This window comes from Sulfurimonas sp. HSL3-1 (assembly GCF_039645995.1).
Lineage (GTDB): Bacteria > Campylobacterota > Campylobacteria > Campylobacterales > Sulfurimonadaceae > Thiomicrolovo > Thiomicrolovo diazotrophicus.
This window is the reverse complement of the sequence record NZ_CP147920.1, coordinates 1,506,411-1,532,502: the sequence shown is the minus strand read 5'-3', so window position 1 is coordinate 1,532,502 and position 26,092 is coordinate 1,506,411. Positions and strand designations below refer to the sequence as shown.

Sequence of the window (26,092 nt, the reverse complement as noted above, 5' to 3'; positions counted from 1 at the left end):
AACAGGCCTTTAGCGCAGCAGGTTGTTGAACTGGCGCATCCAGAGCGTCCAGCTGTCGACGTGGTCGAGCTCGATCTTGCGTTCGCGCAGGTCCTGGATGATCATGACGGCGAATTCGCCCGGCATCTTCAAAGTGTAGGTGATGAGGTTGTTGAGCTTCTTGCTGCTGGTCCCTTCGCCCACGCGCATGGCCAGGGCGGTGCTGAGCATATGCAGGGCCGCCGGTTCGGACGGGACGGCGGAGACGCTGCCGTCAAAGATGCCGTCGAGGTCGGGGAGCTCGCCGGCAACGACCTTGAAGCCGAGGAACGCGGCAGCCAGGTCTTCGCCGATGGCGCCGGCGACCAGTGGCATGATGAGGTCGGGTTCGGGTTCGGAAGCGACGATCTCGTTGACGTACTCCCAGGTCCGCGGTGTTGCGAAGGAGCGGCTGTCGTCCTTGCCCTGTCCGAAGGTGAAGAGCGCGTCGGGGCGGTAGGAGATAAAGGCGATGATGGCGGGATCGATCCCGGCACCGACGGCCCACTGTTTCCAGTCCTCGACGCTCGCTTCCATCTCCAGGTGCACAAAGCGGTTGGCCAGCGGCGCGGCCATGCGGAAGACGACACCCCGGTCGCTTTCGCGGTTACCGGCGGCGACGATCGCCCAGCCGTCGGGAAGCTTGTACTCGCCGATCTTGCGGTCGAGGATGAGCTGGTAGGCCGAGGCCTGTACCATCGGAGCGGCGGTGTTGAGCTCGTCGAGGAAAAGGATCCCCTCTACCTCGCTGCCGTCAGGCAGGAAGGAGGCGGGGGCCCAGACGGCTTCTCCCGAATCGGCGTTGAAGAAAGGGATACCCCGCAGGTCGGTCGGGTCGAGCAGGGAGAGACGAAGGTCAATGTAGGAGATCTTTTTCTCCTTGGCGATCTGGGCGACGATGGAGGATTTGCCGATGCCCGGAGGCCCCCATAAGAAGACGGGTACCTTGCGGTCGGTGAGGTGGGTCAGGGAGCGTTTCGTGCTTATCGGGTTCATGGCGGTCCTTGCAATACTATATAGGTTTCGCCGACGCCTTTGCAATTTTGATACGAACGGGTTAAAAGAGATAAAAAGAGTCTGTTTAATGACAAATATCAGGGATTTTCTGACAAGAATGACAAAATTGTCGTGATAATTATATTTTAGTATGAAAATTGCATACATTTGGAGTGAAAAACGAGAACGCTAATTGTATCAAGTAGGTAAATTTGGAGCCCGAGCGGTTCTGCCATAAAGGATACAAAATGTTTGAATGTGAAATGATCGAGCTGGAAGATTTTAGTTTTAACCACCTGCTGCATCACTATGATGACTGCAACTGTGAAGATATGCACTTCAACGAAGAGTTTGACTGCATCGACGCCCTGGCGGACTGCTGCGAAGAGATCCTCTGGGACTGATCGCCTCTGCGAGGGTACCCCTGAAGCCCTTTGTTCCAACGGCCTGAGGGGTGCCCTTTTAAGACTTCGGAATTATTTGGGTATTAGCACCACCCCGGCGGCGCATTCTCCTCCATATTATTCGCCGCCACTTGACCTATGTTTAAAACACGTACCGGGTCTCCCCGGTACGCTCCTCCTAAAAAATTGACAATCCCGTTTTACTGGTAAAGAGCTCCAAAGCCTTCGTTCCCGCCAGGGAGTTTCCCTGTTCATTCAGTGCCGGCGACCAGACGCAGATTCCCATCACTTTCGGTATGACGGCGACGATGCCCCCGCCGACGCCGCTTTTGCCCGGCAGGCCGACGTGAAAGGCGAAATCGCCCGAGGCGTCGTAGTGGCCGCAGGTGAGCATGATGGCGTTGATCCGTTTGGCCTGCTGCGGGGTGATGAACTTCTTGCCCGTGATCGGGTCTTCGCCGTGGTTGGCGAGGTAGAGCATGGCGCGCGACAGCGTGCGGCTGTTCATGGCGATGGCGCAGTGCTCGAAGTAGGTGTGCACGACCTCCAGGACGTCGTTGTCGAGGTTCCCGAAACTCTTCATCAGGTTCGCCAGCGCGCGGTTGCGGAACCCGTGCTGCATCTCCGACTCCGTCACCTCCTTGTCGCTTTCGATCATCCCGTCGTCGGCGATCTCGCGGATAAAACTCAGAATCTCCTTGGAGGTGCGGGCGACGGAGTCGTAGTGCGAGATCAGCGCGTCGGTGACGTTGATGGCGCCTGCGTTGATGAAGGGGTTGCGGGGAATCCCGTGTTCGTATTCGAGCTGCACCAAAGAGTTGAAGGGGTTGCCCGAGGGTTCGCGGCCGACGCGGCGGTAGAGGTCATAGCCGTAGGCGTCGAGCGCCAGGGTGAAGGTGAAGAGCTTGGAGATGCTCTGGATGGAGAAGGGGGTGTCGGCGTCCCCGACGCTGTATTGTGTCCCGTCGAAGAGGGTCAGCGTCATGCCAAACTGCTGCGGGTCGACCTCGGCCAGGGCGGGGATGTAGTCGGCGACTTTCCCCTCACCGACATAGGGTTTGATCTCTTCGGCGATCTCGTTCAGTACGGCCTGGTAGTCCATTATTTTTTCCTTTATGCCTGCGAAATGGGTCGCTTGTATCTGAAATAGATTTTCCGCTCCACGTCATCGCGTACGCCGTTACTGCTCGCATCCACGCCAAGCAGCGTTGCATTGTTGACTTTGGGATCAGGTTCGGGTGGAAGCAAATGTCCGTTGATGACAAGGTCGGAGTCATTGGCGAAACAAAGTGACAAGAAAAGGACAGATACCGACACAAAAAACAGACGTATATGTTTGATTATGGACCCTTTCGCATCAATCTGCTATATCATATCACATTGCCGACAGAACAAATTGATGCCGGGAAAGGTACGGAAGTACGGTAAACAGGCAACAATCCCCTTTTGGGAACTGTTAATGCATGTAGTTGATAGTATTTATCCTTTAGTTACAACCCATATCACTAATCATTAAAGGGGACCCCATGAAAATCGGTGTGCCAAAAGAAGTTAAAACGGAAGAGTACCGGGTAGCGGTGACGCCTTCGGGGGTCAAAGAGCTGGTCAAAAACGGCCATACGGTCTACGTGCAGACCAGCGCGGGCGAGGGCAGCGGCTTCAACGACGATGATTACAGCGCGGCCGGCGCCGAACTGCTTGAAGGCGCCGCAGCCGTCTTCGACGCGGCGGAGCTTATTGTCAAGGTCAAAGAGCCCATCGCGCAGGAGTACCCCCTGTTCAAAGAGGGGCAGACCCTCTTTACCTACCTGCACCTGGCCGCCGATGAGGCGCAGACGAAATTCCTGCTGGAGAAGAAGATCAAGGCCTACGCCTACGAGACGCTCAAGGTCGACCGGAGATTGCCGCTGCTCGAACCCATGAGCGAGGTCGCCGGAAAGATGGCGGCGATCATGGGCGGCTTCTACCTGGGACGCTACCAGGGCGGCCGGGGGATCCTGCCCGGCGGCGTCGTCGGGACGGAAAAAGCCAACGTCCTTATTCTCGGCGGCGGCGTCGCAGGGCTCTCTGCGGCGCAGGTCGCGGCGGGCATGGGGGCGAAGGTGACAATCCTCGACATCAACCTGGCCCGTCTGCACTACCTCAACGACGTCCTTCCCGCGAACGTTAGCACCCTCTACAGCACGACGGACGCCATCGAGTCGCTGCTGCCGACAACGGACGTCGTCATCGGCACGGTGCTGATCCCCGGGGCGAAGGCGCCGAAACTGATCACGAAAGAGATGCTCTCCCTCATGCGGGAGGGCAGCGTGCTCGTCGACGTCTCCATCGACCAGGGCGGCTGTTTCGAAACGTCCAGAGCGACGACGCATACCGAACCGACCTACGTCGTCGACGGGGTCGTACACTACTGCGTCGCCAACATGCCGGGGGCGTACCCGCGCACCTCGACGATGGCGCTGACCAATGCGACGCTGCCCTACCTGCTGAAACTGGCGGAGTTCGGCGGCGAGGAGGCCTACGCGAAATTCCCGCTGCTGCACAGTGCGCTCAACACCTACGACGGCAAACTGACAAACCTCGCCGTTGCCGAAGCGCACGGGCTCGACTACTGCGAACTCTAAAATCGGCGCGTCAGCGCGCCAGCCTCTGTACGATCTCCCCGACATTTGAAAACATCATCGTCGGGGAGTGCTCCATCAGCGCTTCGTCGCGCGTATAGCCCCAGGAGACCGCGCCAAAATCCATCTTGACAGCCCGGGCGGCCTCAAGGTCCCTGATCTCGTCGCCGATATAGATGGCTTCTGAAGGATCGATGCCCGTTTGGCGCAGGATCTGTTTCAACTTCGACGCTTTTCCGAACATGTGTGTCCCATATTGCGGATGGATCAGAAGCTCCGTGTTTGCCCGTCCCAGAATTTTGAGGACATTCTCACGGGAGTTGCTTGTGACGAGGCTAAGCGCGATCTCACGCTGCGCCAGCGCATGCAGCATCTCCGTCACCTCCGGGAACATCGGGATCTGTGCGACGCTTACCGCCATGTTTTTCCTGAACGCGGCGGCGACCATCGGCACTTTCCACAACGGTATATGCAGCTGATGGATGATCTGTTTTGCGTCATAGTGTCTGAGGGTCTCGACCTGCTCCGCGTCGATGCGCCTGAAACGGTGCTTTTCGGCCAGGGCATTGAGCGCGGTCAGGAAAAAGGGGAACGAGTCCGCCAGGGTGCCGTCGAAATCAAAGATGACGAGCTTGTACTTCACAGCTTCTCCTGAACGGGTTTTACACTTGTTACCGCCTATTATACTATGAGAAGTGCGGCTGTCGAGCGGGGTATGGAGCAGTGTGAGAAAGCAGATAGGGGGAGGGACTCCCTCCTATTTTTTCCGCAGCAGGCGGAGGATCTTCGGGGTGACGGCGAGGTCGAGGGCCGTAAAGTCGTCGGGGTTTTTGATGGCGACGTCGGCGCCCGCGTCCACGAGCATCTTCACCATCGCCTCTTTGCCGCTGGACGCGGCGTACATCAGGGAGGTGACACCGTTGACGTTCGCCGTGTCGAGTTCGATGCCCGCATCGATGAGCATGGAGACGACCTCGGGGTTTTCGCCGAAGCAGGAGAGCCACAGCGCCGTGTTGCCGTCGACGTTTTTAAGCATGATGTCCGCGCCGGCGTCGAGCAGTTCGCGCACGATCGCGGCGTTGCCCTCGCGGGCGGCTTTCATAAGCGCCGTATTGCCGTAGCTGCCCTGCAGGTCGAGGTTCTTGGCGTCGTAATCATTTTCGGCAAGCCAGTTCATTGTCATATCGGTCATAAGCTGCTCCTGACTATTTTTTCAGGCCCGCAAGGGAGAGGGCGTGCTTCGTCGCCCGGGCGATGATGCTGTGCTCGGGGCGGAACATCGCGTCCGAGATTGTTTTGACTGCCGGGAAGATCTCGTCGAAGCCGTGTTCGGGGAAACCGCTTTGAAGCATGATCTTGTCCATGGAGAGGCCCGCAAGGACCTCATGGTCGAAGGCATTGACGTTGGACGGGCCGATGGCGATGAAGAACTGTTCAAGCTCCTCGTGCGCCTGCGTGGCGTTGAGGATGACCCCCTGGTCGCCGCGCTCGATCAAAAGCGCGCGCAGCGTATCGTCCAGGTCGGCTTCGTCCACGAAGAGCGGTTTGCCCGCTTTGGGGGCGGCGCGCAGTTCGTCGGCGTTTTTGACGCGGTAGCCCACGCATTTCGCATCGCTCTGCTCCCCCAGGGAGAGGGGGGCGGTGTAAAAGAGGGCCGTGTACTCTTCGGCCTCTTCCTTGGCTTTTTCAAGCGCGGCTTCATCTTCGGGCTGCAGAAAAAAGATCTGCACCATCGTATCCTCAATGATCTCGTCGATATCGTCGAGAAAATCCTCATTGGTTGCTTTAACGTTGACGTCAATGGTCATAAATAGAAACTCCTCGTTAGGGCACCTCTATAGAGGTGTCCTATTGTGCGGGGGAGGATATGCAAGTCTGGTTCCGGGGCTTTTCAGAGGGTGACTTCGGCGAGGGAGGGAAAGACGGCATCGGGCGTGATGCCGCGTGCGAGGTCGGCGGGGGTGTATTTGCCCGTTTCGACGAGAATGCCCTGCAGTCCCGCCGCCTGGGCGCCGCCGACGTCGCTTTCGATATCGTCGCCGATCATCACCGCCGCTTCGGGTTCGAGCCCCATCTGGGCGCAGGCGAGGCGGTAGAAGGCCTCGCTCGGCTTTCCGATGACCGTCGCCGTTTTACCCGAGGCGTACTCCAGGGCCGTGACAAACCCCCCGGCGTCCATGCTGAGCCGGCCGCTGTGGTCCTTGAAGTAGCGGTTTTTCGCCGCGGCGAGGAGTTCGCCGCCCGCCATGAGGGTTCGGAACGCGGTGTTAAGGCGCGCATAGGTGAAGTTCTCCTGGGCATCGCCAACGACGACGCAGCGGCAGGGGGCGTCGGGGAGGTCGTCGAAAAAGGCTTCGGCACTGTCGGTGAGCAGGAAGGTCGCCCGGCTTTTGTGCTTCATCAGGTACGCCTTGGTGACATCGAGGGCGGTGATCACCTCCGAGGCCTCGATGCCGAAGCCCATCCGCTGCAGCTTGGCCACGACATCCGCACCCCTCTTCTGCGTCGTATTGGTCACAAAGCGGACGGGGTAGGCCGCTTTGAGCCGTGCAATCGCTTCGACGGCGCCGGGGTAGGGGGTGTCGCCTTCGTACAGGACCCCGCCGATATCGCACAGGACGCCTTTAATGGTAGAGGTGGTCATAAAATGTCCTCCTTTCCCGGTCTGTTTTCATAGTATACCCCAACGGCAGCTTCCAAGTATGCCTAAAAAGCAGGCAGCGCACCAGCGGATAACGCCCCCAGTGATGTTACAATGGGGACATGATAAACATGCAAGGCAAAGCGAATGTCTGATTCGCCGCACTACATCGTTTTCACTGACCTCGATGCCACACTGCTTGACCACGAAACCTACTCGCATTCTGCGGCCCAGCCCGCGATCGACTACCTGATACGTGAAGAGATACCCTTGGTGTTCGTTACCAGTAAAACACAGCCCGAAGCCGTCAAACTCCAGGAGAAGATGGGGCTCTGCGCCCCCTTTATCGTGGAAAACGGCGGAGCGATCTTCATCCCGCGTTGCTGCAGCCGCTTCTACGGCGCAGACCACGAGGCCGACTACGAGGTGATCACCCTGGGTGCCGCCTACGACGCCTGTACGAACCTGCTCGACAGCCTGAAATCCCGCTTCCGTCTTCGCGGCTTTTCGCATATGCACCATGACGAGGTCGCCGAACGGACGGGACTGCACACCGAAGGGGCGGTGATGGCCAAGACGCGCTACTGCTCCGAACCCTTCATTATGGAAGACGAGAGCCTGTTCGACGAACTGGTCGCCACCGTCTCGGCCGAGGGGTTCACGGTGACCAAAGGGGGGCGTTTCTACCATCTTATCGGACGCAACCAGAGCAAGGGCAGCGCGGTCCAGGCACTGCTCGAGCGCGCGGAAGCGTCGACGGGGATCCATTTCAGTTCCATCGCGCTGGGCGACAGCGAGAACGATTTCTCGATGCTGCAGAGCGTCGACATCCCGGTCCTCATTCCCAAGCACGACGGCAGTTACGCCGCCATCAACCTTCCCAATCTCATCAAGGCCCCCTATCCGGGCCCCAGGGGCTGGAACGCCGTATTGCAGGAGCTCTTCGGTGTTGCCTGAACTGGCATCCCTCTTCGATGCCGCGATTGACGCGGTGATGCCCCAGCGTATGCTGCCGGGCCGGATGCGGCTGCATGACGGAGTGCTCTACGTCGGCGGCGAGCGGCTGGACCTGGAGCGCTACGGCAACCTCTATCTCTGCGGCGCGGGCAAAGCCGCGCTGCCGATGGCCGAAGCGTGCGAAGCCATTTTGGGAGAGCGGATCGCCGGCGGGATCATCGTCACCCCCGAAGCGGAACGTCCGCTCGGCTACTGCACCTACGTCCACAGCACCCATCCCCTCCCCTCCGAAGAGAGCGTCGAAGCCGCCGAGCGGCTGATGGAACAGTTTGCCCGGGCGGGCGAAGGGGACCTGATCCTTTTTCTGCTCAGCGGCGGTACCTCCGCACTGATCGAAAAACCGCTGCCCCCGGTCACGCTCGGGGCGATGGCGGAGACGACCCGTCTGCTGCTGGAAAACGGCTGCAGCATCGAAGAGACGAACAGCGTGCGCAAGCACCTCTCCATGATCAAGGGGGGACGGCTGGCGCAGATGACCAGGGCGACGGTGCTTGTCCTGGTCGTCTCCGACGTCATCGGGGACGATCTGGAAACGATCGGCTCCGCACCGCTGTACTGCGACCGGAGCACCTACGCCGACGTGACGGCGCTTCTGCGGGACAGAGGGTTGATGGAAAGGCTGCCCGAGACGGTACGCGAGGTACTGACGAAGGGGGAGAAGGGGGGCGTTCCCGAAACGCCGACGCTTCCGCTCCCGACGGTGAAACATCTGCTCATCGGCAGCAACAAGCAGGCCCTGGCAGCCGCGGCAGCCTGCGGCGTGGAACACGGCCGCGACGTGCGGGTGGTCGAAACCCCCATCCAGGGGGATGTCGCCGAGGCGGCGGAGGCGTTCTGCCGCCGCTTTAAGGCCCTGCCTCCCGGAACGCTGCTCCTGCAGGGGGGCGAAACGACGGTCACGGTCTCCGGCGGCGGCCGGGGCGGCCGGAACCAGCATTTTGCACTGCTCTGCCTCCGGCATTTGGGGACGGAGTGCAGTTACGATATCATTTGTGCAGGCACGGACGGGATCGACGGCAATTCGGATGCGGCGGGGGCGCGCATTTCCGATACGCTATTCCGGCGCTGCAGCACCGCGGAGATCGACGACGCTCTGGCGCGTTTCGACTCCAACACGTTCTTCGCAGGCAAAGAGGCCCTGATCAAGACCGGCTACACCGGCACCAATGTCATGGATGTGGTATTAGCTTACAAAGGAGAGGATAATGGCTGACTTTTTTCAAAACGGGGTGATCACATCACTGCAACGGGTAGGGGACAGAAGTCTCGAGGCAATGGAAAAGGACCTGGAACACATGTCCGAACGCCGCAAGATGGTCCTGCTGCTGCCTGCGCTCTACAGCGAGTTCGAAACGCCGGCGATGCATACAATCATCGAGGAGCTGAAGCATGTCCGTTACCTGCACCGCATCATCCTCGGGCTCGACCGCGCGACCCACGAGCAGTTCCTCGAGGTAAAAAAACTGATGGTGCAGCTCCCCTGCGAAGTGGACGTCCTCTGGAACGACGGCCCGCGTATCCAGGAGCTCTACGCGGAGCTGACCCGCGAAGGTTTCCCCTGCCTGAAAGATCCCGGCAAGGGGCGCAACGTCTGGACGATGATCGGCTACGGCCTGACGGGGGAGGAGAACTACGCCTTCGCCCTGCATGACTGCGACATCGTCAACTACTCGCGCGAGATCGTCGCCCGTCTTTTCTACCCAATCGTCCACCCGGCCCTGGATTACGAGTTCAACAAAGGGTACTACTCCCGGGTGACGAACAAGCTCCACGGCAGGGTCACGCGCCTTTTCTACACCCCGCTGATCCATGCGCTGGAGAAGGTGATGGGCAAGAACCGCTACCTCGAATACATGGACAGCTTCCGCTACGCGCTTTCGGGGGAGTTCGCCTTTATCCGTTCGCTGGGACGCGGTATCGCCATCTCGCCGACCTGGGGCCTGGAGGTCTCGACACTCAGCGAGGTCTACAAGAACACCTCCAACCGCCGTATCTGCCAGACGGAGATCATGGATACCTACGAGCACAAACACCAGGACCTCGGCAACAAGACCGAAGGCGGCGGCGTCTACAAAATGGCCGGCGACATCGCCAAGGCGCTCTTCCGGGTGATGGCGCAGGAGGGGATCGTCTTTACGGAGTCGCATTTCAAGACCCTGCTGGCGACGTACTTCCAGGAGTCGCGTTTCGAGATCTCCAAGTACGTGGCGCTCTCCAAGCTCAACGGCCTGGAGTACAACCGCGAGAAGGAGATCGGCGCCGTCGAAGCCTTCCAGGACGCCATCGAGGAGGCGGCCAGGGAGTTCTTCGAGAACCCGCTGGGGGTGCCGTCGATGTCCCCGTGGATTACCGTCCGCTCGGTGCTGCCGGAGTTCTCGGAAAAATTCGCCCGTGCCGTCGCGTTGGATGCGCAGGAGGCGTAGCGGATGATCCAGTATGAACCGCACTCCATACGGGAGCGTCTGTCGGTCCTTTACAGCTCTGACGACGCGGACGAAGCCTACACGGGCATACGGGAGCTGATCAACACCTACCGCGAACGGATCGAATCCCATCCCTATCAGCTCAGCGAGAAGGACGCCATTCTCATCACCTACGGCGATCAGGTGCAGAGCCCGCCCGAACCGCCGCTCAAAGAACTCAATGACTTTCTCTTTTCGCATATCGACGGCCTGGTCAATTCGGTCCACCTGCTGCCGTTTTACCCCTACTCCTCGGATGACGGATTCTCCGTCGTCGATTACAAGGCGGTCGACCCGCACTGCGGCTCCTGGGGGGAAGTGGAGCTGCTCGGTACCCACTTTCGCCTGATGTTCGACGCGGTCATCAACCACGTCTCCCAGTTCTCGAACTGGTTCAAAAAGTACCTCGAGGGCGATCACGCCTACGCCGACTTTTTCATCGATGCCGATCCCACGCTGGACCTGAGCCAGGTCGTGCGTCCCAGGACCTCGCCGCTGCTGCACGAGTTCAAAGATGTCGAGGGACGCATCCGCTATATCTGGACGACCTTCAGCCGCGACCAGGTCGACCTGAACTATGCCAATTACAAGGTGCTGCTGGCGGTGCTCGATGCGCTCTTTTTTTACATCGAAAAGGGGGCGACGCTACTGCGCCTGGACGCCATCGCCTTCGTCTGGAAGGAGATCGGGACCCCCTGTGTTCACCTGGAGCAGACCCACGAACTGATCCAGCTGATGCGGGAAGTGCTGCACAAGGTCGCGCCCGAGGTCATCATCATTACCGAAACGAACGTGCCGCACCAGGAGAACGTCTCCTATTTCGGCAGCGGGGATGACGAGGCGCAGATGGTCTACAACTTTGCGCTGCCTCCGCTGCTGGCGCACGCGGTGCTGACGGGCAACCCCGCCAAACTGCTCTCCTGGGCGCGGACGCTGAAGCTGCCCAGCGACAAAGTCTGTTTCTTCAACTTTACCGCGTCGCACGACGGGGTGGGCCTGCGGCCCGTGAGCGAGATCCTCAGCGAGCGCGAGATCGGGGTGCTCGAGGCGGCCGCCAAACGTTCGGAGGGACTTGTCTCCTACCGGGCGAATACCGACGGCACGGAGAGCCCCTACGAGCTCAACTGCAGCTACATCGACCTGCTGACGCCGCCCGAGGAAGACGACGCCGTCCGGGCCAAACGGATGCTTTTGACCCAGGCTGTGGCCCTGGCCATGCCGGGGGTGCCGGGAATCTACTTCCATTCGCTGTTCGGTTCGCGCAACTATCTCGAGGGTGTCAAAATGACGGGGATAAACCGCTCCATCAACCGCGAGAAGTTCAACTCCAACTGGCTTGATGAACAGCTGCAGAAGGAGGGGAGCCTGGAGCGGCGGGTCTATCTGGCATACAAGCGTCTGCTCTCCATCCGGATCAACGAGACGGCCTTCGATCCCTTCGGTCCCTTTGTCTTCCTGAATCTGCACCCCTCGCTCTTCTGCCTCCAGCGCGAGAGCCGCGATATGGACAGCCATATGCTGGCGGTGCATAACTTCAGCAATGAGACGGTGAATTTCCGTCTGCCCGATTACGTCGAGCTCGCGGCGACGGAGTGTATCGGTAACATCCATGTAACCTCGGAGACGCTGCAGATTGAAGGTTACGGCGTGATGTGGATAAAATGCCGTATCGATGTCGAGGCGTTCGAAGAGTGCTGCAACAGCGTGTTGCCCATCATCAATGAAAAGGAGTTTGAATGATTACAAAATGTTTATTTCCCGCGGCCGGATACGGCACGCGGTTTCTGCCCGCGACCAAAGCGATGCCCAAAGAGATGCTGCCGATCCTGACGAAGCCGTTGATCCAGTACGGGGTTGAAGAGGCCAACGAGGCCGGCTGCGATGTCATGGCCGTCATCACCGGCCGTGGCAAGCGCGCCATCACCGACCATTTCGACATCAGCTACGAGCTTGAACACCAGATCAAGGGCTCCTCGAAAGAATCGCTGCTCAAAGACATCCGCCGCCTGATCGACAACTGTACCTTCACCTATACACGCCAGAACGAGATGAAAGGGCTCGGCGACGCCATCTACAAGGGGAAAGTCCTTGTCGGCGAGAGCGACCCTTTTGCCGTCATTCTTGCCGACGACCTCTGTATCAACCCGGCGGGTGACGGGGTGCTCAAGCAGATGGTGGACCTCTACAACAAGTACAAATGCTGCATTGTCGCCATTATGGAAGTCCCGAAGGATCAGGTCTACAAATACGGCGTCATCGCCGGCCGCGAGATCGAGGACGGTGTTTTCATGGTCGACGACATGGTGGAAAAACCCGATAACGACAAAGCCCCTTCCAACCTCGCCATTATCGGCCGCTATATCCTGACACCGGATATCTTCGAGGTGATCAAAAATACCAAGCCGGGCAAAAACGGCGAGCTGCAGATCACCGATGCCCTGCTGACCCAGGCAAAAAAAGGGATGGTCCTCGGCTACAGGTTCAAGGGCAAGCGGTTTGACTGCGGAAGCGTCGACGGTTTCGTCGAAGCGACGAACTATTTCTACGATCTTGAGAAAAAAGCGGAGGCGAAAGCGGCAAAGAAGTAGCCGCATCGCTTCGCAACTCAGCTTTTCCTTCCCCGTGACGGCCGCTGCGGTCGGCACACTTCCATACCGCTTTATACCAAGTTTTCTATGCAGTTTCAGTTGTCAATGTTTTTTGGAGAAAGGTTCGCGGTGACAGCAGCACCGCGAATGCAAGGGAGTAGAAGAACAAAAACGTAATGGCGGCTCTCAAAGAGAACCTTTTACAAATCAATCGCATCGGAATGCTTACCCTTTTACGGGTAAGAACAGTATAGGATATTTTGGAAACAGCATGAACAACAAAATGGTTAACTTTTAACCAATTGTCTTTCGGCGCTGTCTATTTTTGAAAATCCCTGCGCGAAACGGTGCGATGCGTCAGGAGAGAAGCAGGCGGTCGATCGCCGCGATCTCCTCCGGTGCCAGGCGGATTTCCGTGACGTGCAGGTCCTCTTGCATATGCACCGACGAGGTGGTGCCGTCCAGGGGAGTGATCCCTTTGGCGATCAGGTAGGCGTAAAAGATCTGCGGTGTGCCGATGCGCCGTGCCATCGCGGCGCGGATGACCGGTTCGCTGCCGAGCAGGTGGGGGTTGGCGGTCAGGCTCCAGAAACTCTGGTAGCGGATGCCGTTGGCGTCGCAGAAGGCGCGCAGCTCGACGTCGTAGCCGGAATCGGCGTAGAAGCGGTTCTGCAACACGGCCGGTTTGATTTCCGCTTCGTCGAAGAGCCGCTGCAGGGTACGCAGTTCGTAGCAGTTGCTGATCCCCAGCTGCCGCGCACCGCCGTCCGCGGCGATCGTTTCCATCGCCCGCCAGACGGAGAGGAGGCGTGCGAAAGGGAAGAGCGGCGAGTGCAGGACGTACGAATCGACATAGCCGGTGCGAAGATTGTCCAGGGAGACGCGAAACGACTGCGCCACCTGCTCGGGGAGCGGGGCGTTGCGGTCGTAGGGGGTGTTCTCCGGGTCCTGCCCGTCGACGGGGGTGAATTTCGTCTGCAGAAAGACTGCTTCGCGCTCGAGCCCTTCGCCGTGCATCTTTTCCAGGGCCTCGCCGACGCCGGCTTCATGGTAGTGGCGGGGCTGGCAGGCCGTATCGATCCCCCGGAAGCCGCAGCGCAGCGCCGCTTCGACGAGGGGTGCGGTCTGCTCCTTCTTCCAGGCCGTACCGTAGATCAGCGCCGGCATCTGCACGGCGGCACGTGTAAGAAGTGTTTCAGCCATGCGCCGCCTCCGTTTCGAGGCTTTTGAGGAACATCGCCAATTGCGAGTCGATGTTGATAATGTGGCGCCGGAACTTCTCATAGGCGTAGTCGTCGATATAGGAACGTCCGAAAGGGGGGAGTTTGCGCGCCTTCTGCAGGAAGTAGCGCATCTCCGAGAGCAGGGTCTCGTGTTCGTCCAGGTGCTCCTGCTGGCCGTAAAAAGCGAGCGAACGCATCATCTCCTCTTCCATGGCGAAGTGTGCTTCCGTATGTTCGACAAGGGCGGCAAATCCCTCAATGAAGGCGCTTCCCGTCGCCTGTTTGACGGCATCGAGCTGACGAAGAAAATCCGCGTGGGTTTCATCCATCGTCGCGACGCCGAGTGTCAGTTCTTCCATCGCTGTCTCCTTCGGTACGCCCGGGGCGTTGGCCAGACGAATGCAACTTTCATACGATGCCCGCCGTCGCACGGAATATGCAGTCACTGGACGATACACCCGCCACCGGGCGAGAGGAGGTAACGATGTTATCAACGTTCAATGCACTCAAATCTGTGTATGCTTCGCGCGAGATATCCATGGAGGATCTTGACGTCCTGCAGCAATATGACTTTATTCAGTTTGAGAACCGCGGCATCAGCCGCTCGGAAAAGGATTGCCTGCTCTGCGAAGTACGCTGTGAACCCTTTGCCACCTTTTTGACGGCGATTACCGCCGCTGTTTTCGATTCGGCGGAGGCGCTGCGCGATCTGGTACGAAGTACGGGGTTGGGACTGTTGGAGGAGAAGAGCGATGATACGGCGCTGCTCAGTTTTTACAGCGAGGATAAAATGGTGGAGATCATCGCCAGTGTCGCGGATGACGGCAGGGTCAGTATCGATCCGGAGGATCTGGAGGTGCTGCCCTTTTTTCAGGTGTTCCTGCGCGTGCAGCACTGAGGCGAAGACGCCTTAGTGGTGCTCGTGGGTGCCGCAGCCGCAGCCGCCCTGAAGCATCCCGATGACAAAGTGGTCATCCACTTCGGTCACGTCGAAGTGGTGCTTGCCGCAGAAGCTGTTTTTCATGAGCGACAGCTGGGCGTCCGCCGCGCTTTTGGCACTCTCTTTATTGTCGTAGGTGACGATCTGGTCCAGCCCTTTTTTCTTGGCACAACTGCAAAGTTTTTCGATGATGACATGGTATTCCATAGCGGATTCCTTACACGTAGATATTGTGTCTGAACGGATGCATCTGCCGTTCCTGCGGGCTTCACATTCGCTTCATGATTGTATGAGATACTCTCAAAAAGATAAAGGAGCGATTATGAAACGATTTATTCCATGGAGCGCTGCGGCGCTTGCTGCGGCGACCCTTTATGCCGCCGCGCCGCTAGTGCCGCAGCCACCCCAGGTACGCGAGATTGTCCGGCTTCACGCCCACCCCGAGGCCGTGGAGAAACCCGCAGCCGTCCCGGCGGGTGCCAAACCGGCAAAAGATTTCGGCAAGCTGCATGACCGCGAACTGCCCAACATCTTTTATCTGCCGAAACCGGAGGTGTCCGATGAAGCGCAGTAAACTGATGCTCCGCCTGGCGGTACTGGCGATGCCCCTGTGGCTGTTGTCAGGCTGTTTCATCTATGTCGAGGACAATCCTTCCCATCTTCCCTATGTACCGGCGACGCTCGTGATCCACAACGACGAGACCTCCTGGGGCAGCATCTGGTACGCCTATGCCGCGCCCTCCCTGGCTTCGAGCTGGGGCGAGGAGCTGCTGGGCGCCGATGTGCTTTACCCGGGGGACGATCTGGTCGTGGATATCTATGAATGCGATCAGAATTACGATATTCGGGTGGAGTATGAGGACGGGTACGTCGTCGAGCGAACGGGTGTATGGGTGCCGTGCGACATGACGACCTACACCATCTTTACGGACTACTAGGCGGGGGGTTACCCCTCGATGAGCTGTCCGCGGAAGTAGAGTTTCTGCTTTGTCCCGGTCGCTTCGGGTTTCGGCGCGGCGGGTGCTTCCGGAGCCGGGGCGACGATCAGTTCGTCAAACTTGGTTTGCGGGGTGGCGAGCATGACGCTCTCGAAGGCCCGCAGCCGTTTGAGCAGACTGTCAGAGACCGGCAGAAGCTCTTCGTAGTAGTTCTGGGCGAGTTTCAGGTCGCTGGCACTCGCTTTTTTTGAACCGAACACCCCCATCAATCCCCCCGATTTCCCGGCAAAGAGCGTGGCATAGATCTTGAGATAAATGTCGTAGCAGTTGGTATGCAGCTCGATCATTTCGTCAATAACGCTTTTGGCGTTGGATGTCGAAAAGACCATCGCCTCTTCGTAGAGCCATCGGCTGAAATCGCTGTCGGATTGGTTGACGGGCACCGCATCCTTTTCATTGCTGACCCCGGAGACCATCAGCTTGATCTGGTTGACCCATTTAAGCTGATGGGTCCGTGCATTTCGGATGTTTTGGATGTAATTCTCTTTTGATGCCATAATGACCTCCGCATAAGATACGGAAGTGTACGACAAGGCGGGGGGAAATGTTGACGTTTCTATGGATAAAAAATAATCATTCTCTCCAGAAGAGTGATTATCAAAAAATCATATTAATCCACCGGATGTTTCCGCTGCACGGAAGCGTGGCGCAGTGCCAGGGAGCGTGCGTCCATTCCGACCTTCAAAAAGAGCAGGACGATGAGCGCGGCGAGGGGCTGGCCCAGTGCCGCGACGAGAAAGCCGCCGCCGATCAGTCCTATGTGCAGGACGGCGACCCGGCCGTAGGGTGCGCCCATCCAGTCCGAGAGGGTGGTACGTTCGTATTCGCCGCTGCGGACATAATCGACGTAGAAGGAGACGGCGTGGCTGACGATGAGCAGCGTCAGGGCGGTGAGGATGCCGTTGCCGAACAGCACGTCGCGGTGATAGATGTAATCAGCGAGCCCGAAGACGTTCAGGTGCAGCTCCTCCGGTGCGAAGAGCGCGATAACGAAGATGCCGTGGGCATAGGCGAACATACCGTAGTGGAAGATGAAAAAAGGGACGAGAAAGAGTTTGCCGAGATTGCCGGCCAGCTCCTCGGGGCGGTTGGCGATCATCTTGAGCACATTGAAAAAGCCGATGACGATATTCTCCATCCAGTACAGAAAGATCAGCTCGAAGACGCCCCAACCCAGTTCCAGGACGCCATAAAGCGGGTAGAGGTTCGCCGCCAGCAGGACAAAAAGGGGCAGGGAGGCGTAGCGCCGAAGCAGGGTAAACAGTAAAGCCATCAGAGGGTTTTCGAATCGATCATGAGGGTCACCGGCCCGTCGTTCGCGATGCGCACGTCCATGTGGGCGCCGAAGACGCCGTGCCGGACCGGGGCGCTCCTGGACGCCTGGGTAATAAAGTGGCGGTAGAGCCGTTCGGCTTCCGCCGGGCGTGCGGCAGCGTCGAAGGAGGGGCGCCGCCCTTTTTTGACGTCGGCGGCCAGGGTGAACTGGGAGACGACGAGCAGCTCGCCCCCGACGTCAAGCAGGGAGCGGTTCATCTTTCCCGCCTCGTCGGCGAAGATACGCAGATGGAGGGTTTTGGCCAACAGCTTCTCCGCGTCCGCCTCCGTATCGCCCTCCAGCACCCCCAGCAGGAGCATGAGCCCCTTCCCGATCGCGGCGACTTCACGGCCCTCCACGCTGACGGAGGAGGCCGTCACCCGCTGCAGGACGGCTAGCATCAGTGGTGATGGTGCTCGTGTTCGAGGAGCTCGCGGACGGCCGCGTCATCCAGTGGCTGAATCTCCTTGACCGCTCCGTCGAAGACGAGGCTGCTGCCGGCGAGGGGGTGGTTGCCGTCGAGGACCGCTTCGTCGCCGCGGATCTCCTTGACGGTGTAGATGATCACGTCGTCGGGATTGGACTCGAGGTGCCCCTCTATTTCCATGCCGACCTCGAGATCGTCGGGGAGTTCGGAGAGGGCCTCCTCGACAAGGAGGGAGCCGTCATACTCCCCGAAGGATTCGGCGGGGGAGAGGGCGACGTAGACGTCGTCTCCGACCTGCTTGCCTTCGAGTGCCGCTTCCAGCTTGGCGAAGATCTGGCCGTAGCCGCCGTGCAGGTACATCAGCTCCGTGTCGTCGGGATTCAGCAGCGTGCCGTCGGCGGTCGTAAGTTCATAGTTGAGGGTAACAAGGGTGTTCTTCGTGATCTGCATGGTGCGGCCTTAGCGGTGGGATAGGGAAATTTTACAACGAAACGGAGGAATAGACAAACGCGCCGTTCTTAGGCTCCGAGCGTTGCGGCGAGGGTATAGCGCCAGCCGTGGCGGATGTCGGTGTCGGAAAAGCCCCGCCGCAGCAGCAGCGCGGAAAGGGTGTCCGGCGGATAGAAGTGGCCCGGTTCGCCCAGCAGCCTTTCCGCCCGCTTCAGGGCAGCGCCCAGCAGGGTAGAGGGATCGAAGTCGTAGATGAAGAGAAGCCCGCCGGGTCTGAGCACGCGGGCGATCTCGTCGAGGGCCGCTTCGGGGACGTCAAAGTGGTGCAGCGCCTCGCCCACCACGACGGCGTCGAAACGGTCCGCCTCGAAGGGGAGGGCCTCGGCCCGGGCCGCAAAACGTTCGACGCTCTCAGGAAGGTAGCGCAGCATCCCCTCGGCGGGGTCGGCGGCGACGGGACGGAGATCGTCCCGGCAGCCGAGCGCATAGTTGCCCAGGGTACCTGTTCCCGCGCCAAGGTCGAGGAGATCGGCGCCGGGAGGAAGGGAACGAAGGGATGTACAGAGATGGGAGACGGCAGCCGCGGGGTAGACCGCCGCGCCGAATCGGCTGAAGACCCAACCGAGATGGTTGAAGGGGATCATGCGACCCGCTTTACGGCGTCACGACGATATAGACGACGCGGTCGCCCTGGATGGCCTGCATGAAGTAGGTATTCGCATAGCGGTAGTACTGCGCCCCGTTGATTGTGACGCTGTAGGCGCCGTCGGGGAGGTAATCCAGGACCTGGCCGGGGGCAAACTCGACGTCATAGTAGGTCACCGGGGGGTTGACGACGCGGTAGGCGTTACGGTAGGTGTCCCAGGTATAGTAGACGTCCGCGTAATAGTAGTAGGTGAGCCCGCTGTGCACAAAGACCGTGTAGCCCACCGGCAGGGTACGGACGACCAGCCCCACCGGCGGTGCGGCAACGATGAAGCCCCGGTCGTGGTGGCGGTAGTAGAGGCCGTCGGCATAGTAGAAGACGAGGCCGCCGAGGCTCAGCGAGATGGCCACGCGCGGCAGGCTGCGTACGACATAGCCCGGGCGCTGGTAGTAGGTCAGAGGACGGGCACCCGGCGGGCGGTAGTAGTGCTTATGCTTGTCGATATGGACGACACCCCCTTTGGCGGGCGGAGCGACCCGTTTGCCGACGTTACGCTGGTCCCCTTTCTGCGGGCGCACCGTACGCTGTTCGGTGTAGCGGTTCTCCTCGCGCTGGTTGGGCCGGACGACCGGCGCGGGTCTCACCGGGTGCGGGGTGTACTTCTGGGGTTCGGAACGGCGAACCTCTTCACGGCGGATCTCACCCTTCGAGGGCTGGGTACGGTCGCGGCGTATCTCCTGTCCGAGGGTGTTGCTTCGGCTGTTGGAACGCTCCTGGCTATAAGAGCGGTCCTGCTTATTATTATAGGAACGTTCCTGTTTGGAACCGCCCCGGTCGTTATCCTTCCGGCCGTCATGGTCAGGGGCCGCATGCAGCCCGGCCGAACCGATGAGCAGTGCTGCTGTCACTGAGATGAAGTTGCTGTATCGCATGGCATCCTCCTTGATTGATAGGTCCAGTATAACGGGAAATCGTTAAATAATCGTGAGAGGCGTTGCGGTCAGCGGCGGGAATGTTCGCGTTTCAGGGCCGTCAGCGTTTTGAAAAAACAGCCCTGGGTGAAACGGTACTCCGTCTCTTTTTTTTCAAGTCCGCGGCCGTGCCGGAGGACGAGGCGGATGTCTTCGGGTCTGACCCGGTAGCTTTTGGCACAGTGTTCGCAGTAAAGGGTTTCCATTGCCTATCCATATGCAAGCGGCGTTCACGACGCGCGTTCCCGCCGGGGGGAAGAATCAGTGGGTGCGTTTGCGGAAGAAGAGCATCAGCGCCGCGCCGCCGAGCAGCAGTTCGGCGAGGAGCAGCGTGACGACGGAGGAGAGCATGGACTCGTCCGATGCTTCGGTGTCACCGGTCACCTCGAAAGGGGTGGTGCGGTGGAAGGACTGTGTCGTCGGGATATGCTTGGCGGCGGCGGCCGGCGGCGTCACGGCCGCTTCCGCCGGGGCGGCGTCATCGCTGGCAGGCTCTTCCACGACCCGGGGCTTCGTGTCGGGGGCAGGTGCCGCCGCTTCGGCCTTCGGCGCTTCCGTTACCTTGGCCGGTGTTTTGGCGGCCGCCATGACCTGCGGTTCGAGCGGTTCGGTAATGACCGGCTGCAGGGCATTGGGGTCCTTCGCGATGTAGGCGTTGGGATGCAGCTTCCGGATGCTTTTGAGGACGGTGTTGGCTTCGGCGCTGCTGCGGAACTGTTCCAGGACGGCAAGAAAGGTCTGCGATCCGCCGCTGACGGCGTAGGCGAAGGCGTGTTCGTTCTGCAGGCTGCCGGTGTCGGGGTTGTGCTGCAGGTACCAATGGAGTGCCTCGTTGCGCTGCTGCGCTTCTACTTTGCTTTGGAAAACGCCGGCAATGATTTCACCGCCGTCGCTCATGTAGGCCTTGGGGTGCAGTTTCCGGATCGTATCGAGTACGATCTTGCGCTCCGCGCTGCTGCGGAAACGATACAACACGGCCAGGAAGCCCGGCGCGGCGTTGCGTACGTTGTAGCTAAAGGCACCCGTTTGCTGCAGGGGACCGACGTCGGGGTCCTGCTGCAGGTACCACTGCAGGGCTTCGATACGCTGTGCCGCATCCTGTTCCGTCTGGAACGCCCCCGCAATGATGGCTTCTGTCGTCGCGGCCGCAAGCGAGACCGCCGACAGAAACAGTAAAAACGATAGGGTGGCCAGACGCATGCAACTCCTTTAATGAATATGGCGCCCGATAGCACCAATGAGAGAAGGTTATTTTAGCATTCGGAACTTTGTCTAACTTTTTTTTGCGGTAAAAATACTGTGCTTTGCCGTTTTTTCACATGTTTGGAGGATAAAAATCATCGGATTCGGTTGTAACACGGCTGTGATACTCGGGGTGTATAGTGTGCTTTTATTGACGCTTTCGGGAGGAAAAGGTGATGACAATGACCCCGGCATACCGAGATGCAGTGCGGCGTAGAGTACCCGTCACGGCATTAAGGGCGGCGGCACTGCCGCGAAGAGATGAGGCGCCGGATACACCACGGCTCACCGTGACGCACGACGGCATCCACCCCGTATTGGCCCGTTTTATCCGTCAACGGCTGCGGGTGCCCGAAAGCTACGCGCATATCAGGACGCTCGCCTATGCCGTCGGGCAGAACATGGGTGTCATGACGACCTTCTCGGCGCTGAACTACCGGGGCGAGTCCTGTACCGTGCACCTCTCCGCGGTGATCGCACCGGGCGGAGCGCTCCTCAGCGTCAAACAGCTCTGAACTACCCCTGCACCGGCTGGCGTCTGCCCGCAAAGAGCATAATGAATGCCGCACCGCCCAGGAGCTCCGCGATCAGCAGCGGCAGAAAGGACGGCCCCGTCGTTTCCGGGGTGATGGAAGCCGCCGAAAGCGACCCTGGGGTTCTCATCGCCGTCACTTCCGTGCCCGGTACCGTCTCCACGACACTCGTATCCGTCGCTGTCATGACACTTTCCGATGCCGGAGCGGCTGCCGGTTCGAATACAGCCGCTTCCGAGCCCGCCGCGGACGATGCCGGTGTGGCAGCGCCGAGGGGCCGTGTAAAGTTCATGTTGTTCTTGACGTAAGCATCGGGATAGATCTTTTTGATGCTGTTGCGTACCGTCAGCAGTTCGTCAAAATTGCGGAAATGGTAGAGCACGGCAACGTAGTAAGGGGCCGCGCTGCGTACGCCGTAGGTATAGTATCCGGCGCGCTGCAGGGCGTAGCTCTCCGGCTCGTAGCGCAGATACCCCTTGAGCGTATCGACGCGCTGCTGCGCCCCTTCGGGGGTATGAAACGCCCCGACGACGATGACCTTGGTGGTGGCGGCCGTGAGGGACGCCGCCGTGATTAACAGTAGTAGTATCGCGATGATCGGTCGCATGGTTCTCCTTCTCGACGACACCGAGGGACGGTGCCTGAAAATAATTTTAGCATTAATAACTTTATTAAACATTTTTTTAAAAAATTTTAAAAGGTTTTTAGTCGGGGGAGGGGAGACGGTAGGGAAGCGGGAGGCGGAGGGAGCGCCTCACTCCTTCTGTTTTCGGAGTTCGGCATTCAGGGCGTCAAAGAAGGCTTTGGCCTCCTGTTCGAACCGGTCGCGCCACTCGATCCACTGCCGTTGATAGCGCTCCAGGGTCTCTTCGTCGAGCATCAGCAGTTTCTGCTGGGCCGCAAGGGCTTTTTCCGTCCCTTCGGTGACGTTGTCCGCGTCCGGTTCGGAGAGGGTGTCGCTTTGGCGCTCCATCTCCCCGGCGACGTCGTCCAGCGTCTGCTGCTCCTGCGGTGTCAGTTGCTCCCCGTTCGCATCGAGCGCATCGCGGGCCGACGCGGCCAGTTCGTCGATGCGTTCGCGCAGGACGCTGCCGTAGCGGCCGATGGATTCGGACATCTGCCGGTTAAGTGTGTCGGCGTAGGCGTCCATCTGCCCGCGCATCGTTTCGAGTTGGCGCTGCAGGTCGCCGGAGGCGCTGTTCAGCCGTCCCGCCAGGTCCTGGGTGATCTTGGTGAGCTCCGCAAAGAGGGCGGTGAGGGCATTGCCGCGCATCCCCTCCGCCGTGCGCGCGTAGTCGACGAGCCACGTTTCGTCGCGCTGCACGAGGTAGGTCGTCACGGTGGCGGGCAGATCGCTCCCCTCCGGCGCGGTGATCCTGGAGACGATCTGCGCCGCTCTTCCCTCGATGAGTACTTTCTCGACCGTCGCTTCGGCCCCCTGCCAGGAGTGACCGAAGGCGTCGAACGCCGCTTCGTCCTCCAGGGTGGAGTAGCGCACCGCGCCGCCCGCATCGTTTCGTTCCACGGCGCTCCAGAACGCCGCCGCCGCCTCCTGAGGTGTTTCGGGTTCGAAACAGGCCGTGAGGGCGAAAAGCATGGTGATAGAGAGTGAGAGCCGGAGAAAAAATGTTTGCATGCAGGGAACCTTTTATAGCGGGATAAACGGGTGCCATTATAGCGTGCAGGGGAAAATGGGGCGGCTGCGGGGAGTCGGGAGGGCCCGGGAGATCGGACCCCCGCAGTTTATTGCGTGATTTCGTAGAGGACGGTCGATCCGCTGACCTCGTTGGAAACGATCAGCAGGTTTTTGCCGTTGGGCGACTGGTCCGCCGGCACGAAGAGCATCCCTTCGGGACTGACGTCCCCCTCGGTATGCGTGACGACATAATCGACGTATACGGGGTGCATCGGGTCGGTAATGTCGTAGATGAGGATGGCGCTTTGGCGTTCCAGGCCGACAAAGGCGTAGGTTTTGCCGCCGATGGAGCCCAGGGCCAGGGCTTCGGGCTCGCCCCCCTTGTTGCCGCTGCGGCCGTCCATCTCGCCGTCGTCCTGGTTGAAGAGCGCCGGTTCGATCTCGGCGATCTTTTTGGAAATGGCGTCCCCGCTGTCGAAGACGAGGTCGCCGTTGCCGTTCCAGATGCTAAAGCTGCGCGCGCCGTAAGCATAGAGCTTTTCGTAGACATCATCGCCGTCGGTATCGCCCATGTCGGTGACGACTTTCAGGTCGTTCTCGTCCGCGTAGGCGTCGGCGATCGCCGGGTCGAGGCTGAGCTTCTTGATCTTCGCCTCGTCGACGAAGCAGTAGCTCTCGTCCCCGTTGCACCATTCGCGGCCGTCGCCTTCGTTGGCGGTGACGAAGTAGGTCTCGCCGCTGGCGCTGTACGATGCGATGGTATCGGGCATGTAGAGGCCGAAGAGTCCCGGGTAGGACTTCATCGTGATACTGCCTTCCTCTTCGATGTCGATCGTATTGCCGCTGCCGGGTTCGTAGCTTTTGGCCCCCAGGGATTTGACCCAGGTGAGCGTCGGTGTCGCACCGGAGATGTCGACCTTCGCCACCGCGTTGTTCTCTTGCAGGGTGACGTAGGCGTCGCTGCCGCTGACGGTGATGTACTCGGGTTCGAGATCGAACGCCTTGTCGTTTTTCGGCGTCCCGCCCAGGCGGACCGGCGTGCCGTCCGCCGCGTTGCTCAGGACCGCCGCGCTGAAATCAACCTCGGCGTAGCCGGCGGCATCGTCCGCCGCCGTCGCATCGGCGACGGTGATAAGGCCGACGGAGCCCTTGGCGTCCGCGTAGCTGCCGCCGGAGGCATCGGGTTCGCCTTCGTTGGCGACGAGGATCTTTTTGCCGTCCTCGCTGAAGGTAACCATGTCCGGCAGGTAGCCGACGCGCGTCTGGGCAAGGAAACCGCCGTCGGTGTCGAAAAGAACGACTTTGCCCACCGTGCCGACTTTGTCGGCACTGCCGACGGCGACGGCGACCTTGCCCTTCTTGGTGCTCACGCTCTGCACGCCCGCGCCGTAGGCGGAGAGGTCGACGGAGGTGACCAGCACCGGTGCGGCGACGTCGGCGACGCTGACGATGTCGAGCTTGTTGTCTGCGCCGTTGGTGATGAAGAGCCGCTTGGAGGCGCTGTCAAAGGCTGAGATCTCGCTGCCTCCCTCCTTGCCGCTGTTATAAGCAGCGAGTTTGTGCAGGGTCATGCCGCTCAACTCCAGGTCATGGACGACATAGAGGGTGTTGCCGTCTATTTTCGTCTTGGCCGCATCGAGGTATTTCTGCTCCAATACCCCGCCGGTCGCCCACATGGCGAAGTCGTCGTCGTTGACGATGCCGAGGGTGTGCTCGTCGAAGACGATCAGCCCCTCCATTTTGTCATGCGGGTACCGGACCTCTTTGATCATGTCGACGACGAGCTCTTTCTGGACGGGGACGATCCCTTTATCCGCCAGCGCTTCCCAGCCGTCCGCCTGGATCGTAACCTCTTCGAGGGTCTTGCCGTCGAGCAGCAGCCCGCCATCGGCGTCCTGCGTCAGGTTGGCGTCGGGAGCGACGTTTTCGAGCTCCGTGCCGGTGGTGAGTTTGATCTTGTAGACGTGCTTCTGTCCCGTCGTCGTATCTTTGTAGAAGCTGCCGTCGCGTTCGATGACGAGGAAGACGTCGTTGCTGAGCGCGGTGATCTCGGAGTTGGAGTTTTTCGCTTTCTCCTGCTTGTAGAGGTACTGTTTGACCGTGCCGTTTTCGAGGCTGACCGTCACGATGCGCGTCAGTGTGCCGCGCACGGCGCTGCTCGGGTTGTCCAGGGTGGACTGCATGATCCCGACGAGGTTCTTCTGGTCCGGTGTGACCGTCAGCCCCTCCATGCCGCGGTTGGCCCAGCGGCGGCCGAACTCCGCGGGCAGGGTGTAGAGGTTGCGGCTGTCGTCGGCAAAGGGGTTGATGCGCCCGATCTCTTTGCCGTTCTTGTCAAAGTGGACCATGTGCGGACCGTATTCGTCGCTGACCCAGTAGGTGCCGTCTTCCATGACGGCGAGCCCTTCGCTGTCCAGGCCGAAGTCGTCGGTTTTGATGCTGCCGTTTTCATCCCGGATGGCGTTGCCGTCGGTATCATAGGGGATCTCGCCCGTGCCGCCGAGCGCCGCGCTGTTGGGGAGGCCGGAGATCGGCTGCCCCGCCGTGTCTCTGAAAAGGATCTCTTTGACCATCGTGACGTTGCCGTCCGCGCCGACTTCGAAAAGACCGATGCGCGGGGTGTAATCCGGCGTCGGGAAGATCTTGCCTTTGCCTTCGGCGCCGCTGTAGGTAGCGTTGGGACCCCGGTCGGTCATGGCGTAGAAGCGGTTCTTGTTCGTCGGGTCGGCGGCGGCCGCCGAACCGAAACCGCCGTTGCGGATCCCGAAGGTCTCGCCGGGGGTCGCGCCGTCTGCGAGGTTGTCCATCAGGACGCTGTAGGGCAGCAGCGCGCCGGCGTCGGGGATGGCGCCGACGTTGTCCGCGCTGCTGTTGCCGCTCTCGCCGCAGGCGCTCAGCAGGAGCGCCGCCGTAACGGTGGAGAGGAGAAGAGGGTAGAGGTTGCCGATCATGTGAGACTCCGGA

Annotated in this window: 31 protein-coding genes; 11 read left to right on the top strand and 20 right to left on the bottom strand. The window is 60.0% G+C overall.

Annotation, left to right across the window (positions count from 1 at the left end):
• Window positions 1-9: 9 nt before the first annotated feature.
• A complete protein-coding gene (locus WCY31_RS07915; RefSeq protein WP_231018385.1) occupies window positions 10-1,014 on the bottom strand; it encodes an AAA family ATPase in 1,005 nt (334 codons plus the stop codon).
• Between the two features lie 248 nt (window positions 1,015-1,262).
• Between WCY31_RS07915 and WCY31_RS07910 the strand changes: the two genes are divergently transcribed.
• Complete coding sequence (locus tag WCY31_RS07910) at window positions 1,263-1,418, top strand: hypothetical protein (RefSeq protein WP_231018384.1); 156 nt, start codon at window positions 1,263-1,265, stop codon at window positions 1,416-1,418.
• A gap of 178 nt (window positions 1,419-1,596) precedes the next feature.
• Here WCY31_RS07910 and WCY31_RS07905 read toward each other — a convergent pair whose 3' ends face one another.
• Window positions 1,597-2,520: a glutaminase gene (locus WCY31_RS07905; protein ID WP_345971987.1), complete on the bottom strand. Its 924-nt coding sequence runs from the start codon at window positions 2,518-2,520 to the stop codon at window positions 1,597-1,599.
• Between the two features lie 424 nt (window positions 2,521-2,944).
• Here WCY31_RS07905 and ald point away from each other — a divergent pair, with 424 nt between their 5' ends.
• Complete coding sequence (gene ald, locus WCY31_RS07900) at window positions 2,945-4,042, top strand: alanine dehydrogenase (protein ID WP_345971985.1); 1,098 nt, start codon at window positions 2,945-2,947, stop codon at window positions 4,040-4,042.
• 10 nt (window positions 4,043-4,052) lie between these two features.
• Here the strand turns inward: ald and WCY31_RS07895 are convergent, their stop codons facing one another.
• From WCY31_RS07895 to WCY31_RS07880, 4 genes are all read right to left on the bottom strand, one after another.
• On the bottom strand, window positions 4,053-4,682 hold the full coding sequence (locus WCY31_RS07895) for an HAD hydrolase-like protein (RefSeq protein ID WP_345971984.1): 630 nt from the start codon (window positions 4,680-4,682) through the stop codon (window positions 4,053-4,055).
• Window positions 4,683-4,796: 114 nt separating this feature from the next.
• Window positions 4,797-5,231 carry an ankyrin repeat domain-containing protein gene (locus tag WCY31_RS07890; RefSeq protein ID WP_345969265.1) on the bottom strand — a complete coding sequence of 145 codons (435 nt, stop codon included), beginning with the start codon at window positions 5,229-5,231 and terminating at the stop codon, window positions 4,797-4,799.
• Window positions 5,232-5,244: 13 nt separating this feature from the next.
• Entirely contained in the window at window positions 5,245-5,847 is a 603-nt protein-coding gene (locus WCY31_RS07885; RefSeq protein WP_345971983.1) for a hypothetical protein, read from the bottom strand.
• Between the two features lie 83 nt (window positions 5,848-5,930).
• Window positions 5,931-6,683, bottom strand: a complete 753-nt coding sequence (locus tag WCY31_RS07880) for a TIGR01458 family HAD-type hydrolase (protein ID WP_345971982.1) — start codon at window positions 6,681-6,683, stop codon at window positions 5,931-5,933.
• Window positions 6,684-6,827: 144 nt separating this feature from the next.
• Between WCY31_RS07880 and WCY31_RS07875 the strand changes: the two genes are divergently transcribed.
• Genes WCY31_RS07875 through galU form a run of 5 tightly spaced genes read left to right on the top strand, consistent with a single transcriptional unit; the run spans window position 6,828 to window position 12,747 of the window.
• Window positions 6,828-7,637 carry an HAD-IIB family hydrolase gene (locus WCY31_RS07875; RefSeq protein WP_345971981.1) on the top strand — a complete coding sequence of 270 codons (810 nt, stop codon included), beginning with the start codon at window positions 6,828-6,830 and terminating at the stop codon, window positions 7,635-7,637.
• On the top strand, window positions 7,630-8,910 hold the full coding sequence (locus WCY31_RS07870; protein WP_345971980.1) for a glycerate kinase type-2 family protein: 1,281 nt from the start codon (window positions 7,630-7,632) through the stop codon (window positions 8,908-8,910). The genes WCY31_RS07875 and WCY31_RS07870 overlap by 8 nt, the downstream gene beginning before the upstream one ends.
• Window positions 8,903-10,120: a glycosyl transferase gene (locus tag WCY31_RS07865; protein ID WP_345969260.1), complete on the top strand. Its 1,218-nt coding sequence runs from the start codon at window positions 8,903-8,905 to the stop codon at window positions 10,118-10,120. Before WCY31_RS07870 ends, WCY31_RS07865 begins: the two co-directional genes overlap by 8 nt.
• A 3-nt stretch (window positions 10,121-10,123) precedes the next feature.
• Window positions 10,124-11,899 carry an alpha-amylase family glycosyl hydrolase gene (locus WCY31_RS07860; RefSeq protein WP_345971979.1) on the top strand — a complete coding sequence of 592 codons (1,776 nt, stop codon included), beginning with the start codon at window positions 10,124-10,126 and terminating at the stop codon, window positions 11,897-11,899.
• Window positions 11,896-12,747 (top strand): UTP--glucose-1-phosphate uridylyltransferase GalU, encoded by an 852-nt coding sequence (galU, locus tag WCY31_RS07855; RefSeq protein ID WP_345971978.1) that lies wholly within the window; start codon window positions 11,896-11,898, stop codon window positions 12,745-12,747. The genes WCY31_RS07860 and galU overlap by 4 nt, the downstream gene beginning before the upstream one ends.
• A gap of 357 nt (window positions 12,748-13,104) precedes the next feature.
• Here galU and WCY31_RS07850 read toward each other — a convergent pair whose 3' ends face one another.
• Together WCY31_RS07850 and WCY31_RS07845 are read right to left on the bottom strand one after the other, a co-directional pair.
• A complete protein-coding gene (locus WCY31_RS07850) occupies window positions 13,105-13,950 on the bottom strand; it encodes an aldo/keto reductase (protein ID WP_345971977.1) in 846 nt (281 codons plus the stop codon).
• A complete protein-coding gene (locus WCY31_RS07845; protein WP_345971976.1) occupies window positions 13,943-14,329 on the bottom strand; it encodes a hemerythrin domain-containing protein in 387 nt (128 codons plus the stop codon). The genes WCY31_RS07850 and WCY31_RS07845 overlap by 8 nt, the downstream gene beginning before the upstream one ends.
• 125 nt (window positions 14,330-14,454) lie before the next feature.
• Between WCY31_RS07845 and WCY31_RS07840 the strand changes: the two genes are divergently transcribed.
• A complete protein-coding gene (locus WCY31_RS07840) occupies window positions 14,455-14,868 on the top strand; it encodes a hypothetical protein (protein ID WP_345971974.1) in 414 nt (137 codons plus the stop codon).
• A gap of 12 nt (window positions 14,869-14,880) precedes the next feature.
• Here the strand turns inward: WCY31_RS07840 and WCY31_RS07835 are convergent, their stop codons facing one another.
• On the bottom strand, window positions 14,881-15,117 hold the full coding sequence (locus WCY31_RS07835; RefSeq protein ID WP_231018368.1) for a hypothetical protein: 237 nt from the start codon (window positions 15,115-15,117) through the stop codon (window positions 14,881-14,883).
• A gap of 115 nt (window positions 15,118-15,232) precedes the next feature.
• On the opposite strand from WCY31_RS07835, the gene WCY31_RS07830 reads away from it, so the two are divergent.
• Together WCY31_RS07830 and WCY31_RS07825 are read left to right on the top strand one after the other, a co-directional pair.
• Entirely contained in the window at window positions 15,233-15,484 is a 252-nt protein-coding gene (locus WCY31_RS07830; RefSeq protein WP_345971973.1) for a hypothetical protein, read from the top strand.
• Window positions 15,471-15,848, top strand: a complete 378-nt coding sequence (locus WCY31_RS07825; protein WP_345971972.1) for a hypothetical protein — start codon at window positions 15,471-15,473, stop codon at window positions 15,846-15,848. Before WCY31_RS07830 ends, WCY31_RS07825 begins: the two co-directional genes overlap by 14 nt.
• Before the next feature lie 8 nt (window positions 15,849-15,856).
• On the opposite strand, the gene WCY31_RS07820 is transcribed toward WCY31_RS07825, so the two are convergent.
• The 8 genes from WCY31_RS07820 to WCY31_RS07785 all read right to left on the bottom strand — a co-directional run bounded on the left by WCY31_RS07820 (window position 15,857) and on the right by WCY31_RS07785 (window position 20,917).
• Window positions 15,857-16,405, bottom strand: a complete 549-nt coding sequence (locus WCY31_RS07820) for a hypothetical protein (RefSeq protein ID WP_345971971.1) — start codon at window positions 16,403-16,405, stop codon at window positions 15,857-15,859.
• A gap of 113 nt (window positions 16,406-16,518) precedes the next feature.
• The gene (locus WCY31_RS07815) at window positions 16,519-17,181 is read right to left on the bottom strand and encodes a DUF6498-containing protein (RefSeq protein ID WP_345971970.1); all 663 of its coding nucleotides are present in this window, start codon (window positions 17,179-17,181) and stop codon (window positions 16,519-16,521) included.
• Window positions 17,181-17,624, bottom strand: a complete 444-nt coding sequence (gene dtd, locus WCY31_RS07810) for a D-aminoacyl-tRNA deacylase (protein ID WP_345971968.1) — start codon at window positions 17,622-17,624, stop codon at window positions 17,181-17,183. Before dtd ends, WCY31_RS07815 begins: the two co-directional genes overlap by 1 nt.
• Window positions 17,624-18,100 (bottom strand): FKBP-type peptidyl-prolyl cis-trans isomerase, encoded by a 477-nt coding sequence (locus tag WCY31_RS07805; RefSeq protein ID WP_345971967.1) that lies wholly within the window; start codon window positions 18,098-18,100, stop codon window positions 17,624-17,626. The genes dtd and WCY31_RS07805 overlap by 1 nt, the downstream gene beginning before the upstream one ends.
• A gap of 68 nt (window positions 18,101-18,168) precedes the next feature.
• Window positions 18,169-18,744 carry a class I SAM-dependent methyltransferase gene (locus WCY31_RS07800; RefSeq protein ID WP_345971965.1) on the bottom strand — a complete coding sequence of 192 codons (576 nt, stop codon included), beginning with the start codon at window positions 18,742-18,744 and terminating at the stop codon, window positions 18,169-18,171.
• Between the two features lie 10 nt (window positions 18,745-18,754).
• Window positions 18,755-19,678 carry a DUF6515 family protein gene (locus WCY31_RS07795; RefSeq protein WP_345971964.1) on the bottom strand — a complete coding sequence of 308 codons (924 nt, stop codon included), beginning with the start codon at window positions 19,676-19,678 and terminating at the stop codon, window positions 18,755-18,757.
• A gap of 68 nt (window positions 19,679-19,746) precedes the next feature.
• A complete protein-coding gene (locus WCY31_RS07790) occupies window positions 19,747-19,923 on the bottom strand; it encodes a hypothetical protein (protein WP_345969246.1) in 177 nt (58 codons plus the stop codon).
• A 55-nt stretch (window positions 19,924-19,978) separates the two neighbouring features.
• Complete coding sequence (locus WCY31_RS07785; protein WP_345971962.1) at window positions 19,979-20,917, bottom strand: hypothetical protein; 939 nt, start codon at window positions 20,915-20,917, stop codon at window positions 19,979-19,981.
• A 218-nt stretch (window positions 20,918-21,135) separates the two neighbouring features.
• Here WCY31_RS07785 and WCY31_RS07780 point away from each other — a divergent pair, with 218 nt between their 5' ends.
• Window positions 21,136-21,474, top strand: coding sequence for a hypothetical protein (locus tag WCY31_RS07780; RefSeq protein ID WP_345971960.1), 339 nt, complete (start codon window positions 21,136-21,138; stop codon window positions 21,472-21,474).
• A gap of 1 nt (window position 21,475) precedes the next feature.
• Here WCY31_RS07780 and WCY31_RS07775 read toward each other — a convergent pair whose 3' ends face one another.
• The 3 genes from WCY31_RS07775 to WCY31_RS07765 form a co-directional block, all read right to left on the bottom strand.
• On the bottom strand, window positions 21,476-22,099 hold the full coding sequence (locus tag WCY31_RS07775; protein WP_345971959.1) for a hypothetical protein: 624 nt from the start codon (window positions 22,097-22,099) through the stop codon (window positions 21,476-21,478).
• Between the two features lie 147 nt (window positions 22,100-22,246).
• The gene (locus WCY31_RS07770) at window positions 22,247-23,128 is read right to left on the bottom strand and encodes a hypothetical protein (RefSeq protein WP_345971958.1); all 882 of its coding nucleotides are present in this window, start codon (window positions 23,126-23,128) and stop codon (window positions 22,247-22,249) included.
• 107 nt (window positions 23,129-23,235) lie between these two features.
• Window positions 23,236-26,079: a choice-of-anchor I family protein gene (locus tag WCY31_RS07765; protein ID WP_345971956.1), complete on the bottom strand. Its 2,844-nt coding sequence runs from the start codon at window positions 26,077-26,079 to the stop codon at window positions 23,236-23,238.
• Window positions 26,080-26,092: the final 13 nt, after the last annotated feature.

Coding starts and splice junctions, on each gene's coding strand:
- WCY31_RS07915 (WP_231018385.1), bottom strand. CDS start 1,014: ATGAACCCGATAAGCACGAAACGCTCCCTGACCCACCTCACCGACCGC.
- WCY31_RS07910 (WP_231018384.1), top strand. CDS start 1,263: ATGTTTGAATGTGAAATGATCGAGCTGGAAGATTTTAGTTTTAACCAC.
- WCY31_RS07905 (WP_345971987.1), bottom strand. CDS start 2,520: ATGGACTACCAGGCCGTACTGAACGAGATCGCCGAAGAGATCAAACCC.
- ald (WP_345971985.1), top strand. CDS start 2,945: ATGAAAATCGGTGTGCCAAAAGAAGTTAAAACGGAAGAGTACCGGGTA.
- WCY31_RS07890 (WP_345969265.1), bottom strand. CDS start 5,231: ATGACCGATATGACAATGAACTGGCTTGCCGAAAATGATTACGACGCC.
- WCY31_RS07885 (WP_345971983.1), bottom strand. CDS start 5,847: ATGACCATTGACGTCAACGTTAAAGCAACCAATGAGGATTTTCTCGAC.
- WCY31_RS07880 (WP_345971982.1), bottom strand. CDS start 6,683: ATGACCACCTCTACCATTAAAGGCGTCCTGTGCGATATCGGCGGGGTC.
- WCY31_RS07875 (WP_345971981.1), top strand. CDS start 6,828: ATGTCTGATTCGCCGCACTACATCGTTTTCACTGACCTCGATGCCACA.
- WCY31_RS07865 (WP_345969260.1), top strand. CDS start 8,903: ATGGCTGACTTTTTTCAAAACGGGGTGATCACATCACTGCAACGGGTA.
- WCY31_RS07860 (WP_345971979.1), top strand. CDS start 10,124: ATGATCCAGTATGAACCGCACTCCATACGGGAGCGTCTGTCGGTCCTT.
- galU (WP_345971978.1), top strand. CDS start 11,896: ATGATTACAAAATGTTTATTTCCCGCGGCCGGATACGGCACGCGGTTT.
- WCY31_RS07850 (WP_345971977.1), bottom strand. CDS start 13,950: ATGGCTGAAACACTTCTTACACGTGCCGCCGTGCAGATGCCGGCGCTG.
- WCY31_RS07845 (WP_345971976.1), bottom strand. CDS start 14,329: ATGGAAGAACTGACACTCGGCGTCGCGACGATGGATGAAACCCACGCG.
- WCY31_RS07840 (WP_345971974.1), top strand. CDS start 14,455: ATGTTATCAACGTTCAATGCACTCAAATCTGTGTATGCTTCGCGCGAG.
- WCY31_RS07835 (WP_231018368.1), bottom strand. CDS start 15,117: ATGGAATACCATGTCATCATCGAAAAACTTTGCAGTTGTGCCAAGAAA.
- WCY31_RS07830 (WP_345971973.1), top strand. CDS start 15,233: ATGAAACGATTTATTCCATGGAGCGCTGCGGCGCTTGCTGCGGCGACC.
- WCY31_RS07825 (WP_345971972.1), top strand. CDS start 15,471: ATGAAGCGCAGTAAACTGATGCTCCGCCTGGCGGTACTGGCGATGCCC.
- WCY31_RS07820 (WP_345971971.1), bottom strand. CDS start 16,405: ATGGCATCAAAAGAGAATTACATCCAAAACATCCGAAATGCACGGACC.
- WCY31_RS07815 (WP_345971970.1), bottom strand. CDS start 17,181: ATGGCTTTACTGTTTACCCTGCTTCGGCGCTACGCCTCCCTGCCCCTT.
- dtd (WP_345971968.1), bottom strand. CDS start 17,624: ATGCTAGCCGTCCTGCAGCGGGTGACGGCCTCCTCCGTCAGCGTGGAG.
- WCY31_RS07805 (WP_345971967.1), bottom strand. CDS start 18,100: ATGCAGATCACGAAGAACACCCTTGTTACCCTCAACTATGAACTTACG.
- WCY31_RS07800 (WP_345971965.1), bottom strand. CDS start 18,744: ATGATCCCCTTCAACCATCTCGGTTGGGTCTTCAGCCGATTCGGCGCG.
- WCY31_RS07795 (WP_345971964.1), bottom strand. CDS start 19,678: ATGCGATACAGCAACTTCATCTCAGTGACAGCAGCACTGCTCATCGGT.
- WCY31_RS07790 (WP_345969246.1), bottom strand. CDS start 19,923: ATGGAAACCCTTTACTGCGAACACTGTGCCAAAAGCTACCGGGTCAGA.
- WCY31_RS07785 (WP_345971962.1), bottom strand. CDS start 20,917: ATGCGTCTGGCCACCCTATCGTTTTTACTGTTTCTGTCGGCGGTCTCG.
- WCY31_RS07780 (WP_345971960.1), top strand. CDS start 21,136: ATGACAATGACCCCGGCATACCGAGATGCAGTGCGGCGTAGAGTACCC.
- WCY31_RS07775 (WP_345971959.1), bottom strand. CDS start 22,099: ATGCGACCGATCATCGCGATACTACTACTGTTAATCACGGCGGCGTCC.
- WCY31_RS07770 (WP_345971958.1), bottom strand. CDS start 23,128: ATGCAAACATTTTTTCTCCGGCTCTCACTCTCTATCACCATGCTTTTC.
- WCY31_RS07765 (WP_345971956.1), bottom strand. CDS start 26,079: ATGATCGGCAACCTCTACCCTCTTCTCCTCTCCACCGTTACGGCGGCG.